This window comes from Marivita sp. NO-S04 (assembly GCF_059070475.1).
The window spans coordinates 483,639-499,752 of the sequence record NZ_CM180980.1 but is presented as its reverse complement, the minus strand read 5'-3'; the positions used below and the strand labels follow the sequence as shown (position 1 = coordinate 499,752).

The window sequence follows — 16,114 nt, the reverse complement described above, 5'->3', positions numbered from 1 at the left end:
GTCCAAGGCGGCCAGTCACCCGCCAGCTACATGGAGAGCGCGGCTGACTGGCCGCCGCTCATCACCCGCGTCCCGCGTAAACCCAAAGTGGCCCAGTTTTGCGCCGCCCCGTGGCCTAATTTTACTCCGCCGTTGACAGGTCCAGTCCTGTCGTTGGCTCATCCAGAAACAAGACCCCGGGTGTCACGATCAGCGACGCCGCGATGTCAAGCCTGCGCCGCATTCCGCCAGAGTAATCCTTGACCTGCTTGCGCGCCGCTGCCGACAGCTCGAACGCGTCCAGCAATTCGTCCGCCCGCCCCCGCGCCAGACCCGACCGAAATCCCCAAAGACGGGCCAGCATCACCAGGTTTTCGCGGCCCGTCAGATCCTCGTCGAGCGAGGCAAACTGGCCCGTCATCGCGATGCAGAAACGCACCTTATCGGGCGCGGTGGCGATGTCATGGCCCATCACCGAGGCACTTCCAGCATCGGCGGGAGTCAAAGTGGCCAAGATCCGCAACAACGTGGTCTTTCCTGCGCCGTTCGGTCCCAGCACGGCAAAAATCATGCCGCGCGGCACCTCGAGGTCGATCCCCCCCACGGCGGTCAGATCCCCGTAGCGGCGCACGAGCCCACGGGCATGGATCGCAAGGTCTGGGTTTTCGGTGTCCACTTTCGGCGTCCGGGATTGATGCGGGTTCACTGGCATTCCGCAAGGTACAGCAGGCGTCGAATTAGTCGATAGGCTCCTGAAAAGATCGCGAGCGAAAGTCGGCCTTCTCCAGCATACTGGCGTGCGGTCACACGGTTTGGGAACGGAGTTTCGTTGACGAGAAAACGGACGCGAATTGGCTGGATAGGGTGAACACCCGGACCAATGATCCCGCGCCAGGTGCGGTCACACGCTGCGCTAAACATGGATGACCGCTCTCGTGAAGCTGCACTGCGGCGTGGCAAGGTCGGGTGAAAGTCTCCTGAGGGCCGTCCACGACATCCAGCAGAAGGGTCGAGAAGAAGACCTTCGCTGCGCGTGCGTTGGAACGTAACCACGCCATTGATACCGCAGCTTACGCGGCTTGACTGTTCTTCACGGATGCGATCGGCGCCCAGTTCCAAGGCAGCAATTCATCAAGCCGGTTGATCTTGTGATCGTGGATGCGGTCGAGGATGTCAGCAAGATAGGCCAGCGGGTCAAGACCGTTCAGCTTGGCCGTTTCAATGACCGTCATCGCGCGCGCGAGGGTTTCCGCGCCGGTATCTGCGCCCGCGAAGAGCCAGTTTTTACGTCCTATTCCAATCGGGCGCAGGGCGCGTTCGGCCGGATTGTTGTCGATGGCCACACGCCCGTCGTTCAGGAACAGGCTGAAGGCCTCCTTCCGCGCGAGGCCATAGCGGAACGCCTTGGCTAGATCGCTTTTGCCGGGGATGCGCAGAAGCTGCTGTTCAGACCAAGCAAAGAAAGCCTCGACCTTGGGCTTGGTAAGTTTTTGACGTGCCGCATAGCGGACGTTGGCGGGCTGACCGTTGATATCGCGCTCGATGTCGTAGAATTTTCCGATCCGGTCGAGCGCCTCGCGAGCGATCTCGGATTTGGTTGAGGTCCAAAAGTCATGGAAGTCGCGCCGCAGATGCGCCCAACAGGCGGCCTCCCGCAAACGGGCTGTGCCGTCAGGCTCTGGCGCGTAAAGCTTGGCATACCCTTTGTAGCCGTCGGCCTGAAGAATGCCCTGCGCTGCGGACAGATGACTGAGGACGTGCTCTTCCTTCCAGTCTGGCGCAAAGCGATAGACAGCACCCGGTGGTGATGCCCCGGCCCAGGGTCGCTGATCACGCACATAGGCCCAGATCCGGCCCTGCTTGACACCCTTGCCAAGCCCTCTGTTGCGCATGCTGCGATCAAGCACCCGGATGGGGGTGTCGTCCGCATGCAGCAGGTCGCTGGCCATGATGTCCGCCTCGATCCGTACAATGAGCGGCTGTAAGGTCTTCATGGCTCGCCCGCACCAGCCAACAAGCGTGCTTTCGGGAATGTCTGCTCCCATGCGGGCGAAGATCTCGTGCTGGCGATATAACGGAAGGTGGTCGTCGAACTTCGAGACCAGCACATGGGCCAGCAAGTTCGGCCCTGCAATACTGCCGGGGATCGGACGGCTGGGTGCTGGTTCCTGCACCATCCGCTCACACCGGCGGCAGGATTTCTTGATCCGGGCAATCTGGATCACCTTCATCTGAGCGGCGATCATGTCCAGCAGTTCGCTGACATCCTCACCCACCACACGCAGATCGCCGCCACAGTCGGGGCAGCAGGCACCGGGGTCCAGTTCACGGCGTTCGCGCGGGGTCGCATCCGAGACACGTGGCTTGCGGCGCAAAGTGGGCGCATCGGCAGCTTCCGCTGATGGCTCATCCGGCCCTTCGTCGATTGGCGCTTCATCGTCTTCGGCCACGGCAACCAGCAGGTCTTCAAGCGCCAGTTCCAGCTGTTCGATCTCGCGCTCAATCTTTTCCGAGGATTTGCTGAAGGCCAGTTTCTGAAGCTTGGCGATCCGTAGGCGCAGGGCTTGCACCAGCTGGTCGTGAACCCGTAGCGTGGCCGATATCTTGGCGTTCTCTGCCGCGATCCGCAGGTTTTCAGCCTGTAGAGCAGCGATCATAGCGCGCAATTCAGCGGGATCATCAGGCAGGTTTTCAGCAGGTTCAGACATGCGCTTGACTACCAAAAAACAGGCTCAAGCGCCATATAAATAACGATAATTCGTGCGCAGAATTACCCCACGCGCGCTGGCGGAGCGCCCCAATCCGGACGTCTCCAGTCGATCCCCTCCCACAGCATCGCGAGCTGTGCTGATGTTAGCCGCATCGACCCATCCGCAGCATTCGGCCAGGGGAAGCGGCCACGCTCCAAGACTTTGTAGTAGAGACAAAACCCCTGGCCATCCCAGAACAGAAGCTTGATACGATCCCCGCGTCGCCCACGAAACGCAAATACCGCACCATTGGCTGGTTTCTGACGCAACACATCCTGCGCCAAAGCGGCCAGCCCCGCGATTCCCTTTCGCATATCCGTGACACCACACGCCAGATACACACGCACACCAGTGCCGGGACCGATCATGCGGCGTCCACCGCGCGGATCAGCACCGACAGTGCAGTCGGATCAATCGTGCTTTCAAAATGTAAACTACGGCCGCCACGCAAACGCAATTCAACCGCAACCGGTGGCGACGTTTCAGCGGCCGTATCCTGCGCTGTCGGCACTCCAGCCGCCACTGGCATATCCAAAGGGTAGAAAAGCGCCCCGGCCTCCGGCGACCACAGACCCTTCTTCTTCAGGTCGTGCCGCCAAGCGTAAATCTGCTGCCGCGTCACTTCATGGCGCTGCGCCACCTGCGTCACCGTTGTGCCACCAACCCCGACCGACATGATGATCTCGAGCTTGTCCTCATCACGCCAGAAGCGCCGCCGCTCCATCCCAAGAATTTCACCACGCATCAGGGACCCCGCATAAGACACGTCGCTAACGACGTAGTTAAACACGTGTCTTAGATCACCGCACCAACCTCAGGCAGGCGGTGCCAATGGCGCGGTTACGTTGGAACGCGTGTTGGGAGCGGAAGCAGACACAAATCCTGCTGAACTCCAGATTTATTTTTAGTGCAATTTTTGTTCTAGGAATGCCCCAATTCTCACTGAATAACTATCAAGCGCCGTCTCTTGCTCTGAGCAAGTACTCTCCGAACTTGCGAAAGATGTCGGCCTGTGGGCTGCTCCGGCGCCAGGCAAGAACGATCGTACGCGGGGTAGCCCCCTCAAGATGTGACAGGTGTAGGTCATGTCCTGTTGTCAGCCCCGCATCAATTGCAAGGTTCGGCAGAAGGGTGACGCCAATGCCTTCCTCGACCATCGAGACCAGTGTCGGCAAACTGGTGGCGGCGAAGGACGTGTCCTCTTCCAGCGCGACGCCCGGGACACTCGACAGTGCGTGCTTTTGCAAGCAGTGGCCGCGTTCAAGAAGCAACAGACGACGCCCCGTGAGATCGGATCCTTCGACCCGCGAAAGGTTCGCCAATGGGTGCGCACGGGGTGTCGCAAGGCTGTAATCGTCCTCGAACAGCAGCATCGTTTCCACCTGCGGCGGCAGGTCATGTGGCAAAGCGATGATGATCACGTCCAAACGCCCATCCGTCAGACCTGCCAACAGCGACTCGGTCAATTCTTCGCGCAAGTATATCTGCATCTCTGGCCAAGCCGCCCGCAATCCCGGCAAGGCACGGGGCAGCAAGAACGGACCGACGGTCGGGATCACACCAAGTCTGAGCTGCGTCATGCCTGCCGAGGTTTCGGCCTGTGCGGCGGCTTCGAAATCGGTCACTTTTGCAAGGATCTCTCGGGCCCGCTCTGCGAGGGTGGTCCCGATTGACGTCATCAGAACGGAATGGGTGCTGCGTTCGGCGACTTTCACACCAAGACGCGCCTCCATCTCTTTGAGTCCGGTCGACAGGGTCGATTGCGTGACGTTGCAAATCTCGGCAGCGCGCGAGAAGTTTTCCGTGTCAGCCAGGGCCACAAGGAACCGCATTTGGCGAAGCGTCGTCATACTCTCCCTTGGTTATCGTAATTTCCAATTACCAAGCTCGTTTAATTCAATTTCCAGAATATATCCAGAGTGTCTATCTCGGTCTCAGACAAATCACAGGAGAGACCACAATGAACGCTGTTACCGAAATCACATCCCAGGCTCAGGTTACCCTGCCCCGCCTCAACGAACCCGCGCCGGCCTTCGATGCGCTGACCACCCATGGCCGGAAATCGCTGGCGGATTATCGCGGCAAATGGCTGATCCTGTTCTCGCACCCGGCCGACTTTACCCCGGTCTGCACCACTGAATTCATGGCCTTTGCGCGCCGCGCCGATGACTTCGCCGCGCTGAACACGGAACTGCTTGGCCTGTCCATCGATAGTCACTACGCCCACATCGCATGGGTGCGGTCGATCAAGGACAGCTTTGGCGTCAACATCCGCTTCCCGATCATCGCCGACCTCGACATGAAAGTGGCGCAGGACTACGGCATGATCCAGCCTGGGGCGTCGGACACACAAGCCGTGCGCGCGACCTTCATCATCGACCCCGATGGCATCCTGCGAGCGATGGTCTACTACCCGATGACCAATGGTCGGTCAATTGACGAGTTCTACCGCCTGATCCAAGCGCTTCAGACCGCAGATACCCACAAGGTGGCGACCCCGGAAAACTGGACACCCGGTCAGGACGTGATCGTTCCGACGCCGCAAACGACCGATGCCGCCGAGGCACGTATGTCTGAGGGGTATGAGACCACAGATTGGTACTTCTCGACAAAAGCGCTCTGAGTGTCATGGGCTGTGCTCTTCCCTGCATGACAGGGAAGAGCGCACCAGTCAGGCGGAAGCGGTGCGGCTCGAACAGGACGCAGACATGTCGGGGCGCATTGCAAGCAAATCCATCAACCCGCAATTGCCAAGCACGAGATCTTCGAGCGTCACCATGTCCAGCTCGTGATAAAACGCCTCAAGCGCCCGCACGACATAACCGCGCAGGCGGCAGGTTGCGGCCAAGGGGCAGGTGTTGCGGACTTCGTCAAAGCATTCGGCAAATGGGATGTCGGTTTCGAATATGCGGAACACCGCACCAATCGAAATCCGGTTGGCGGGCTTGGCAAGACGGATACCGCCAGTGCGCCCCCGTAGGGTCTCCAGATAACCCTCGGCCTGGAGTTGCTGGACGACCCGCGCGACATGGTTGGTCGAGGCATTGCAGCGTACTGCAATGTCCGATGTGCGCACAAGCTGTTCGTCATTGACCGCACAGAACATCAGGGTGCGCGCGGCAAGATTGGTACGGGTCGTCAGACGCATGGTGTTTCCTTCACGTACCCACTGATATTCCATATCACAGATACCAGTTTCTTTGATCCAGATCACGTCAAATCCAAAGATCATGCCGTAATAGACCAGAAGCTCTGAACAGAAAGCGGACCATGCGCCAGCTTCAAAAGCCAAAGACGTTTTCATCACCCACTGCCCGATTGGGTACAGTGCTGTCTGTTCTGGCCAACCTGATCTGGCTTGCGCAGGCATGGGTGATCGCTCACGTTCTGGCCGCGCTGTTGGTTGGCGAAGACGTCAATGTATGGGGGGCTTCACTCGCGTTCTTTGGCCTAGGCGTACTGCGGGCGCTGCTGGCACGGCAGGCACAGGAAGCACTGCGTTTGGCGGCGGAGGCCCACATCCAGCGCTTGCGGCACGAGATTGTTGCCACAGAATCCGCAACCGATGTCGGTTCCCGCTTTGGTGGTGCGGGGTCAATTGCTGCTCTATCGACCGAGAAACTCGACGCGCTGCGTCCGTTTCTACTGCGCTATACCCCGGCCCGCATGCGGGTCATGGTTGTGCCATTGATCATCCTTGCGATCACCGCATGGCACAGCTGGGCTGCGGCAGTAGTTCTGCTCGCGGCAGGTCCGCTGATCCCGGTGTTCATGGCTTTGGTCGGTTGGGCCGCAAAAGAGGCCAGCGCGCGACAGATGGTCGAGATCGGGTCATTAAACGACCTGCTTGCAGACCGATTGGCAGCGCTGGCGGACCTCACATTGATCGGTGCCGGTCCGCAAGTGATCGACGGGTTTGCAACGGCGTCAGACACGCTTCGACATAAGACGATGGCCGTTCTGCGGATCGCTTTCCTGTCGTCTACCGTGCTCGAGCTTTTCTCGGCGCTGGGTGTGGCGATGATCGCCGTATGGGTGGGCTTTGCGCTTTTGGGCGAAATCAGCTGGGGCACATGGGGGGCACCTCTCACGCCATTTGCGGGGATTTACCTGCTTCTTCTGGCCCCAGATTTCTTCCAACCCTTGCGCGATTTGGCAGCCGCTTGGCATGACAAATCCACAGCCGACGCGGTACAGGAGGACTTGGCATCATGGCGTGCAGAAAGCCGCCGAGAGATGCTGGGCCAAGGGGATCAGGCACCGGCTGTCGCGTTCCAGAGCCTGAGACTGCGGGATGTGGAGGTTGACCATCCCGACCGCACATTGCGTTTTCCCGATTTGGATATCCTGTCCGGTGACAGCTTTGCCATCAGCGGACCGAGTGGTGTCGGAAAGACGACCCTTTTGCGGATGCTTGCCGGACTGGAACAGCCGACGCACGGGGCGGTTCTGCTGAATGACGCACCTCTGACGGATACAAACGCCGACGTATGGCGCGCCGCTGTGGGCTGGATGCAGCAAACGCCCCGCTTTCTGGGGCGCAGCCTGCGTTACAATATCGGCTTTGGCGCGCCTTTGGATGAAGAAATCCTAAGCCTCGCGCAGGTGACCACAGTCGTCGCCATCTTGCCGAATAAGGACCTGACACATTTGGGGGAAACCGGCGCGGGCTTGTCAGGTGGCGAAGCACGACGGGTGATGCTTGCGCGCGCTTTGAACCGAGCACCAGCAGTCCTCCTAGCTGATGAGCCGACGGCCGATCTCGATGCCGACACTGCGCATGACATCATTGATGCCTTGCTCGCCTATGTGGCTGGCGGCGGCACATTGATTACCACGACGCATGATCCGCGCCTGATGGAGCGGATGCCAAAGGTCATACGGCTGGAGGCACAGTCATGAGGTCGTTGTTCCAGATCATCCGTGTGCTCCTAGCCGGAGAGCGCCGCGCCTTTGCCCAAGGGATGGCGTTGTCCGTGACGGTGTTGCTTATGGGGGTCGCTCTGCTGGCATTGTCGGGGTGGTTTATCACAGCCGCCGCCGCTGCCGGGTTGATTGGAATGGGGACGATTTTCAACGTGTTCGCTCCATCGGCGATGGTACGGTTCCTTGCCTTGGGCCGTACGGCTGCCCGGTACGGAGAGCGGTTGACCACCCATGACGCGACCTTACGCGCCCTTTCGAACCTCAGAGTGCGATTGCTACGCGGTGTTCTGATGTCGCCTTACCGGCAGATCGAACGCTTGCGGGCCAGCGTGTTTTTGAACCGCTTGACCTCGGATATCGACGCGCTCGACGGTTTGGCTTTGCGATTTGTGCTCCCCGGGTTGGCGGGGTTGCTGGTGATCGGCGGGACCGCTTTGGCAATTGCACTGCTGGTTCATCCGATAATCGCGGTGCTCATCGCGGTGGGTTACGGCATTGGACCCACACTGGTCTTTTTCTGGGGGCAAGCCCGGGCGGATAGGCCATCACGCAAAGCGCAGGCAGGTATGCAGGCGCTGCGGAGTCGCATCATCGACCTGATCACAATGCGGGAAGAATTAATCGTATTCGGGCAGATTCAAGCCGCACGAACAGGCGTTGAAAGAGCGGCAGATTACCAGTCCAAGAACCAATCCTACGTTGAGCGGATCGAGCGCGAAACGGGGCTTTGGCTTGACCTGATGGGATGGGCCGTCGTTGCTTCGGCACTTGGGATCGGAGCGTACTTGGCGCAGATAGGCGAGATCACGGCAGCACAGGCGGCGATTGGGATTTTCGCGGCACTGGCGCTGTCGGAAGCAGTGGCCCCCGTGCCTCGCGCCTTGTCCGAAATCGGACTGATGCGCGCGGCAGCAAAGCGGATTGTACCGTTGATCAACACGTCCCCTGCGACACAGGGGATGGGCGTCAATGCCAGGGCGACAACACTTGTCGCAGAGGCGTTTGCATCAGCTACTCCCGCCAACACAACCCCGCTTTTCGATCCCGTATCCTTTTGCGTCGCCCCCGGTGAAACCGTCGCACTGACCGGGCGCAGCGGTTGCGGAAAGTCGACTGTGTTGTTGCAAGCGGCAGGGCACGGAACGCCCAGCCGGGGCACGTTGCAATTCGGCGGTTTGGATGTTGATCAGATCGACACTGACCTGCGAAGGCGCCTGATTGCCATGGTCCCCCAAAGGCATGCGCTGGTCGCGGGGACGATTGCAGAGAACCTCAGACTTGCCGCGCCTGCGGCCACGGATGCGGAACTCTGGACTATGCTTGAGGCTGTTCAACTTGCCGAAACCGCGTTGAGAAAAAGCGGTCTGGACGCCCAGCTTGGGTTCCGGGGTGCCGGCCTGTCTGGTGGCGAAGCGCGGCGGTTGGTTCTGGCGCGGGCGCTGCTGCGCAAACCGAAACTGCTTTTACTTGATGAGCCAACCGAAGGCTTGGACGCACCGCTGGCCAGCCGCGTGCTGGCGGGCATCAGAAGGACACTTCCGGACACGGCGATCCTTATGGCGGCGCACCGTCCGGAAGAAGTCGACTTTGCGGATCGCGTCGTGGCCCTGAGCCCTACTGCGCAGATCACCTGAATTAATTCGCATCTGCGATACCGGTTTTTGATCTGAGTCAAATAAAACATCTCAGAATCAGAATACGAGAACTTAATCCGCATCACCGATGCGAATTATTAAGCATTCAAGGAGCATCTCATGGAGATCGGACTGGTCGAGCTGTCGCGCATGCAGTTTGCGCTGACGGCCATGTATCACTTTCTCTTCGTGCCGCTGACGCTGGGTCTGTCGATCCTCGTTGCGATCATGGAGACCGTCTACGTCATGACGAACCGCCCCATTTGGCGGCAGATGACGAAATTCTGGGGCACGCTGTTCGGCATCAACTTTGTGCTGGGCGTCGCCACGGGCATCACGATGGAATTCCAGTTCGGCATGAATTGGAGCTACTATAGCCACTATGTCGGCGACATCTTCGGCGCGCCTCTGGCCATCGAAGGGCTGATGGCGTTCTTCCTTGAAGCCACGTTCGTCGGTCTGTTCTTCTTCGGCTGGGACAAGCTGAGCAAGGTGCAGCACATGGTGGTGGCCTGGCTGGTCGCCATCGGGTCGAATTTTTCGGCTTTGTGGATCTTGATTGCCAATGGCTGGATGCAAAACCCGGTCGGGGCTGAATTCAACCCCGATACCATGCGGATGGAGATGACGTCTTTCTTCGACGTGTTGTTCAACGAAGTGGCACAGGCGAAATTCGTACACACCGTATCTGCAGGCTACGTGACTGCGTCGGTCTTCGTGCTGGGCGTTTCGGCGCTTTACCTCATTCAGAACAAGCACAAGGTTCTGGCCCGCCGGTCCATTGCGGTCGCCTCGGCCTTCGGCTTGGCTGCGGCGTTGTCTGTTGTCGTTCTTGGCGACGAGTCGGGCTATTCCGCCAGCCACACACAGAAGATGAAGCTCGCCGCGATTGAGGCGATGTGGGAAACCCACGACGCGCCTGCGCCCTTCACCGCAATCGGCTTTCCGGATCAAGAAGCACGAGAAACCCACTACGCGGTTGAGATCCCATGGGCGATGGGCCTGATCGGGACACGATCTCTGACCAAGGAAATCCCCGGCATCAACGATCTGGTCGCTGAATCCGAGGACCGCATTCGCGAAGGCCTCATCGCCTATGACGCGCTGATGACCATTCGCGAACAGCGCGAAGCAACGCCTCAGTCCGTGCGCGACACGTTTGAAGCGCATTCCGAGAACCTTGGGTTTGCCCTGCTTCTCAAGCGCTATGTCGACGATCCGCGCGATGCAACGGAAGAGCAGATCAAGATGGCCGCCGATGACACCGTGCCCGGCGTGGCCCCTCTGTTCTGGGCCTTCCGCCTGATGGTGGCGCTTGGCTTCAGCTTTATCGCGGTGATGGCATATTTCTTCTACCGCGCCTCGTTTCGGAACATGCAGTTTCCGCGCTGGTCGCTCTATGCTGCTGTCGCCATCATCCCGACGCCCTGGATTGCCGCCGAGTTGGGCTGGTTCGTGGCTGAGTTCGGCCGCCAGCCCTGGACTGTGGACGGCGTCCTGCCGACAGCGCTCAGCGCATCGCACCTGAGCATCGCTGATCTTCTGATCACGCTGGCGGGGTTCCTGATCTTCTATTCGGTCCTCTTCGTGATCGAGGTGAGCCTGATGGTGAAATACATCCGCAAGGGCCCGTTCCAGGACGTCGAAGAAACCAATGCCTGGCAGGAACGGCACGAGGCGCGGCTGCGCTCCGAGACACCCGCTCCGACCCTTGCTGCAACACCTGCCGAGTAAGTCACATGATCCTCTTTGAACTGATCGAATACGATATCCTTCGCGTGATCTGGTGGGCGCTTCTGGGCGTGTTGCTGATCGGATTTGCCCTGACCGACGGGTTCGACATGGGGGTTGGCGCGCTGCTGCCCTTCGTCGCCAAGACTGATGTGGAACGCCGCGTGGCGATTAACACCGTCGGCCCCGTCTGGGAAGGCAACCAGGTGTGGTTCATCCTTGGTGGCGGCGCGATCTTTGCCGCGTGGCCGCCGCTTTATGCCGTCAGCTTTTCGGGTTTCTACCTTGCGATGTTCGTTGTGCTTGCCGCCTTCATCGTGCGCCCGGTGGCGTTCAAGTACCGCTCCAAGCGCGACGGCGCAGCATGGCGCGCGCGCTGGGATTGGGCCTTGTTTGCCGGTGGTGCAGTGCCTGCGCTCTTGTTCGGCGTGGCGGTGGGCAATGTCCTGCTAGGTGTGCCGTTCTACCTGACCGAAGACCTGATGCCGATGTATCCGGGTAACTTTGCCATCAAGTTCATCGGCCTGCTACGCCCCTTTGCGCTGCTCGCTGGGGTGGTGTCGCTGGCGATGCTGCTGATGCACGGGGCGGCGTGGCTGTCGCTCAAGGCCGAAGGTGTGGTCGCCGAACGCGCACGCGCCATCGGGTTCAAGGCAGGGATCGTTGCCGCTGCGGGCTATGCGCTGGCGGGTCTGTGGCTGGCCTTTGGAGTTTATGGCTTTTCTTTAGGCGAAGTCGCAGCCAATGGCCCGTCCAATCCGCTCTATTCCGAAGTGACCCGCGATGGGTCGTGGCTGTCGGCCTATGCAGAGCGTCCGTGGATCGTGATTGCGCCGGTCATGGGCTTTGTCGGGATCGCACTGGCAGTGCTGGGTCTGAAGGCCGGGCGCGAGGTGTCGACCCTGCTCTGGTCCAAGATGGGCATCCTCGGCATTATTTCGTCTGTCGGGCTGACCATGTTCCCGTTCATCCTGCCCTCGACCCTTGATCCCAACAGCTCGCTCACCGTGTGGGACGCGTCATCTTCGCACCAGACGCTGTTCATCATGCTGGTGGTCACCGCGATCTTTATGCCGCTGATCCTGATGTACACCGCGTGGGTCTACAAGGTGCTCTGGGGAAAAGTCACCGAAGCACAAGTCACTGAAAACGCTGACACAGTTTACTGAAGGAGACCTGACCAATGTGGTATTTTGCCTGGCTTCTCGGACTTCCACTCGCCGCTTTGTTCGCCGTTCTCAACGCGATCTGGCTGGAGATGCGCACGGACGCCTGCTTCTCGGACGAAGGCGACTGTCCGATGGGTGACCACACCCATTCCAAGTCCGCACACTGAACGACCGGGGGCTTGTTCCTTCCTCCCCCAGTCCAGCGCGGGCCCCGTTATGGCGAGGGGTCCGCGCCCCAAGATTTCTCTTAAACCCCTGATCACAATAGGACATCCGAAATGAAAAACCTCATCCTTGCAGCTTGTGCCGCACTTACATTGACTGGACCGGCCCTTGCGCAAGAGGCTCCCGACACGCTGGTCACGATTCTCACCGCGCCAGAGCCGCAGACCCAGCTGATGGCGATGGTCCTGGCGATGCAAGCGGCACAACAAGGCGCGGCCCCGCATATCCTGCTCTGCGGTCCGGCAGGCGACATCGCGTTGAAAGACGCACCGGCCTCGGCGACCGCACCACAACCGCCGCGCGACATGAGCCCGAAAGGTCTGCTTGGCAAGATCGCCGAGATGCCCAACGCCAAGGTCGAGGTCTGCGCGATCTATCTGCCGGGCAAAGGCATGCAGGCGGATGCGCTGATGGACGGTGTTACTGTCGCCCAGCCGCCAGCTATGGCCGCTGCAATGATCGCGCCGAACGCACGGATCGCCAGCTACTGACACCATGGCCCGCGGACCCATAGGTGCGCGGGCTTTTTCATCTTCGCTTCGGATGTATACGGAGGAATACACTCATGGAATTCAAGCTGAACAGACGAGAGATCCTGTCTCTGGCGGCAGGTGGTGCCGCGCTCGCCGCGACCGGTGCCGCAGAACGCGCCGACGCCCAGATCGCAACCAAAGCACGCATTGTCATCATCGGCGCCGGTGCTGGTGGCACTGCACTGGCGAACCGGTTGGTCCATCGGCTGAACGGAGCCGAAATCACGCTGATCGACCCGCGTGCCGAGCATCTCTATCAACCCGGCCTGTCACTGGTCGCGGCAGGGCTCAAACCGGCGAATTACGTGGTGTCGAAAACCACCGACTGGTTGCCCGATGGCGTGACCCTGATCGCCGAAACGGCTGCCGCGATTGATCCCGAGGCTAAGACGGTCGACACCGCCGGTGGCCAGAAAGTATCCTATGATTTCCTCGTGGTCGCACCCGGTCTGGTGCTGGACCACGATGCAATCGAAGGTTTCTCGCTCGATATGGTGGGGCAGAACGGCATCGGTGCGCTTTATGCCGGGCCGCAATATGCCGCCGCGACCTGGAAAGCCGCGCAGGCCTACACCGAAACCGGAGGTGTGGGGCTTTTCACGCGCCCCGCCACCGAGATGAAATGCGCCGGTGCGCCGCTCAAGCACACCTTCCTGATCGAAGATATCGCACGGACGGCCGGCACGCGCGGCAAGCTCGACGTGCGTTACATGTCAAATAATGACAGTCTCTTCGGTGTACCCATCGTATCCGAAAAGGTGCGGATGCTGTTCGGCGACCGGGGTATCACGCCCGAATATTCGCATGTTCTGCGCGGGCTGAATGCAGGTGCCAAAACTGCCACTTTCGACACGCCCGAAGGCAGCGTGACGATGGAATATGACTATATCCACGTCATTCCGCCGCAGCGTGCGCCCAAGGTGATCCGCCAATCGGGCCTGAGTTGGACCGACAAGTGGACCGATCAGGGGTGGGTCGAATGCGACATGGCGACCTTGCGGCACCTGCGCTACGACACGATCTGGGCGCTTGGCGACGTGGCAGGGGTACCCAAGGGCAAGACCGCCGCGTCCGTCAAATGGCAGGTCCCCGTGGTTGAAGACGGGTTGATCTCGGCCATCGAAGGCCGCGAGGCGACAGAAACGTATAACGGCTACACATCCTGCCCGATGATCACCAGGGTTGGCCGCGCGATGCTTGTCGAGTTCGACTACAACAACAACCTGACGCCGTCCTTTCCCGGCATCATCGCGCCGCTGGAAGAGCTTTGGATCAGTTGGCTGATGAAGGAAGTCGCCTTGAAAGCGACCTATAACGCGATGTTGCGCGGACGCGCGTAAGGAGACCTGACATGAAAGACATGACATTTGGCACAATCCTCGCCGTCTTCGAAGAGATCTTCGGCATCGGCCTTTTCTGGACAATGGTGGCCGTCGCAGCGCTTGTGACAGCAGGATACATCTACGTTCTGATCCGGGATCATAGCATCTCGTGGCGGAAATTCCTGCTGGCGCAACTCTCCATGCCGGTCGGTGCCGTTCTTGCGATCTGGTTTGTTCTGGTGATGACCAGTTCGAAACTGAGCGACCTTGGTGGGCCGGTCGACATCATTGTGTTCCTGGGCATTGCCGCCGCCGGAGCCGTCGGAACCGCAATTCTGGTTTACACAGTCCAATCCTTGTTGCGCCCTAACCATAGGGACTCATAGCCAATAGATGACTGCCGCAGCGAGTGCGATTGCCGAGAAGAAAGCCTTGAGCATCCGTCATGTCTGGGGGCGACGCGCTGCTACTCTTTGAGCCGGCCGAACATCATCTCGATATCGTTGCGGTGTTTGTATTGACGTGTGTCAAATTTGACCGGCTTTTTACATTGCCTTAGGCATCGTCAATGGCACCGACGTAGTAAACGGCAGTTCGCTTTCGCTGTTCGAAACTTCGCCACGGAACAAATGCCGCACATGGAGCAAATGTCAGGTCTGTTGCGCTGCACCGCAGCGGGTGACGAGATGGCGAAGGTCTGGACTGGGCCGAAATGGCTATTTGTAGTGCGCGCGGCGGTCCGAAAAAACACGCACACGCTTTCGCCAGGACTTGTAGCTTCCGGGCTTAAGGGTGTCTCGCATAAGAGCTTTGACAGTCTTCTCGGCGAGCCCGTACTCGCGCTCAATGTCCACGAATTGAATATCATCAGACAGCGCCATTTCGACAATCTCGCTGATTTGTTCTTCGGATATATTTTCTCTTTTCGTCATACCTATAGAGCTAGTCGGTTGTGCTTTCGAAGCAAGCAGTTGAACAACGAACGTCCGCTCTTGGCTGAGCGATCCCCGGCAGCGCGGGGCATGAAGGTCAGGTTCGGGCCGTCTGTGAAGACGGCCCATGCTTTTAGATTTCTATAGCTTCGGCGATCGCTAGCGCATCTTCAAGCTCAACGCCAAGGTATCTGACAGTGCTGTCCATCTTGGTGTGGCCCAACAACAGCTGGACTGCCCGAAGATTGCCTGTTTTCTTATAGATTTGGGTCACCTTCGTTCGCCTCATCGAATGCGTGCCGTAGGCGCTGGCCTCCAGACCAATGGAAGTCACCCAGTCACGTACAATCCGCGCGTACTGGCGGGTCGAGATGTGAAGCCGCTCGTGAAAACGCCCAGGCCAAAGGAATTCGGATCCGACCATGAGAGGCTCTCGCATCCACCTTGTGAGCGATGCACGCGTGCCTTCTGAGATTTCGAAGCGGACGGGTTTCTGGGTCTTGCTCTGCAGTACCGAAGCGCGCTCCTTGATTTGGCCTGACGCCATGACATCGACCACCTTCATCTTCACCAGATCGCAGCCACGCAGCTTGCTGTCGATTGCAAGATTGAAGAGGGCCAGATCACGATGGTTCTTCGCCAGTTCTAGACGCACCCTGATCGCCCAAACATGTTTGGGCTTGAGCGGCCTTTTCTGACCGACGATCCGGCCCTTGTTCCAAGCTGGGCGCAGCGCGCGGATGGCGGGTAAGTTTGATGTTTCCATGACGGATCCTCCGATCCACCACGCCCACCCACATCGACAACCCGACGTTGACCAAACCAGCATATCACAAGTTTCTGCACTGCCTCCGAGGTCTGGTTTGAGCCCATTACTACCCGATGCTTTGCACCGCCCGAACTGGAGCGAAGC

At 59.4% G+C, this 16,114-nt stretch carries 17 protein-coding genes and 1 pseudogene; 9 read left to right on the top strand and 9 right to left on the bottom strand.

Translation table 11 applies throughout. The features are described from left to right. Positions 1-121: 121 nt before the first annotated feature. From ACK3EW_RS02615 to ACK3EW_RS02595, 5 genes are all read right to left on the bottom strand, one after another. Positions 122-655, bottom strand: a complete 534-nt coding sequence (locus ACK3EW_RS02615; RefSeq protein ID WP_493808329.1) for an ATP-binding cassette domain-containing protein — start codon at positions 653-655, stop codon at positions 122-124. Positions 656-1,049: 394 nt separating this feature from the next. Continuing rightward, positions 1,050-2,687, bottom strand: coding sequence for an IS66 family transposase (gene tnpC, locus ACK3EW_RS02610; protein WP_493806894.1), 1,638 nt, complete (start codon positions 2,685-2,687; stop codon positions 1,050-1,052). Positions 2,688-2,749: 62 nt separating this feature from the next. Then, positions 2,750-3,097: an IS66 family insertion sequence element accessory protein TnpB gene (gene tnpB / locus ACK3EW_RS02605; protein WP_037967155.1), complete on the bottom strand. Its 348-nt coding sequence runs from the start codon at positions 3,095-3,097 to the stop codon at positions 2,750-2,752. Further along, on the bottom strand, positions 3,094-3,474 hold the full coding sequence (gene tnpA / locus ACK3EW_RS02600; RefSeq protein ID WP_493806895.1) for an IS66-like element accessory protein TnpA: 381 nt from the start codon (positions 3,472-3,474) through the stop codon (positions 3,094-3,096). The genes tnpB and tnpA overlap by 4 nt, the downstream gene beginning before the upstream one ends. Positions 3,475-3,682: 208 nt before the next feature. Next, positions 3,683-4,579, bottom strand: a complete 897-nt coding sequence (locus ACK3EW_RS02595) for a hydrogen peroxide-inducible genes activator (protein ID WP_493808328.1) — start codon at positions 4,577-4,579, stop codon at positions 3,683-3,685. Positions 4,580-4,689: 110 nt separating this feature from the next. Here ACK3EW_RS02595 and ACK3EW_RS02590 point away from each other — a divergent pair, with 110 nt between their 5' ends. Next, entirely contained in the window at positions 4,690-5,352 is a 663-nt protein-coding gene (locus ACK3EW_RS02590; RefSeq protein WP_493808327.1) for a peroxiredoxin, read from the top strand. A gap of 48 nt (positions 5,353-5,400) precedes the next feature. Here ACK3EW_RS02590 and ACK3EW_RS02585 read toward each other — a convergent pair whose 3' ends face one another. Beyond that, on the bottom strand, positions 5,401-6,033 hold the full coding sequence (locus ACK3EW_RS02585; RefSeq protein ID WP_493808326.1) for an RrF2 family transcriptional regulator: 633 nt from the start codon (positions 6,031-6,033) through the stop codon (positions 5,401-5,403). Between ACK3EW_RS02585 and cydD the strand changes: the two genes are divergently transcribed. The 8 genes from cydD to ACK3EW_RS02545 all read left to right on the top strand — a co-directional run bounded on the left by cydD (position 6,000) and on the right by ACK3EW_RS02545 (position 14,655). Next, complete coding sequence (gene cydD, locus ACK3EW_RS02580) at positions 6,000-7,631, top strand: thiol reductant ABC exporter subunit CydD (protein WP_493808325.1); 1,632 nt, start codon at positions 6,000-6,002, stop codon at positions 7,629-7,631. The two genes, ACK3EW_RS02585 and cydD, sit on opposite strands and share 34 nt — an antisense overlap. Further along, complete coding sequence (locus ACK3EW_RS02575) at positions 7,628-9,289, top strand: amino acid ABC transporter ATP-binding/permease protein (protein ID WP_493808324.1); 1,662 nt, start codon at positions 7,628-7,630, stop codon at positions 9,287-9,289. Before cydD ends, ACK3EW_RS02575 begins: the two co-directional genes overlap by 4 nt. 120 nt (positions 9,290-9,409) lie before the next feature. After that, positions 9,410-11,023 (top strand): cytochrome ubiquinol oxidase subunit I, encoded by a 1,614-nt coding sequence (locus tag ACK3EW_RS02570; protein ID WP_493808323.1) that lies wholly within the window; start codon positions 9,410-9,412, stop codon positions 11,021-11,023. A gap of 5 nt (positions 11,024-11,028) precedes the next feature. Beyond that, a complete protein-coding gene (gene cydB, locus ACK3EW_RS02565) occupies positions 11,029-12,189 on the top strand; it encodes a cytochrome d ubiquinol oxidase subunit II (protein ID WP_493808322.1) in 1,161 nt (386 codons plus the stop codon). 14 nt (positions 12,190-12,203) lie between these two features. Then, positions 12,204-12,356, top strand: a complete 153-nt coding sequence (cydX, locus tag ACK3EW_RS02560; protein ID WP_493808321.1) for a cytochrome bd-I oxidase subunit CydX — start codon at positions 12,204-12,206, stop codon at positions 12,354-12,356. Positions 12,357-12,467: 111 nt separating this feature from the next. Beyond that, positions 12,468-12,905 (top strand): hypothetical protein, encoded by a 438-nt coding sequence (locus tag ACK3EW_RS02555; RefSeq protein ID WP_493808320.1) that lies wholly within the window; start codon positions 12,468-12,470, stop codon positions 12,903-12,905. A 74-nt stretch (positions 12,906-12,979) separates the two neighbouring features. Continuing rightward, entirely contained in the window at positions 12,980-14,287 is a 1,308-nt protein-coding gene (locus ACK3EW_RS02550; RefSeq protein ID WP_493808319.1) for an FAD-dependent oxidoreductase, read from the top strand. 11 nt (positions 14,288-14,298) lie between these two features. Further along, positions 14,299-14,655, top strand: a complete 357-nt coding sequence (locus ACK3EW_RS02545) for a DUF5368 domain-containing protein (RefSeq protein WP_493808318.1) — start codon at positions 14,299-14,301, stop codon at positions 14,653-14,655. On the opposite strand, the pseudogene ACK3EW_RS02540 reads toward ACK3EW_RS02545, so the two are convergent. The 3 genes and pseudogenes from ACK3EW_RS02540 to ACK3EW_RS02530 all read right to left on the bottom strand — a co-directional run. Further along, a pseudogene (locus ACK3EW_RS02540) lies at positions 14,650-14,816 on the bottom strand (IS5/IS1182 family transposase); the annotation flags it as partial. The gene ACK3EW_RS02545 and the pseudogene ACK3EW_RS02540 sit on opposite strands and share 6 nt — an antisense overlap. A gap of 169 nt (positions 14,817-14,985) precedes the next feature. Further along, positions 14,986-15,150 (bottom strand): DUF2805 domain-containing protein, encoded by a 165-nt coding sequence (locus tag ACK3EW_RS02535; RefSeq protein WP_493809681.1) that lies wholly within the window; start codon positions 15,148-15,150, stop codon positions 14,986-14,988. A gap of 184 nt (positions 15,151-15,334) precedes the next feature. Next, positions 15,335-15,967 carry a tyrosine-type recombinase/integrase gene (locus tag ACK3EW_RS02530; protein ID WP_493808317.1) on the bottom strand — a complete coding sequence of 211 codons (633 nt, stop codon included), beginning with the start codon at positions 15,965-15,967 and terminating at the stop codon, positions 15,335-15,337. Between the last annotated feature and the right edge of the window lie 147 nt (positions 15,968-16,114).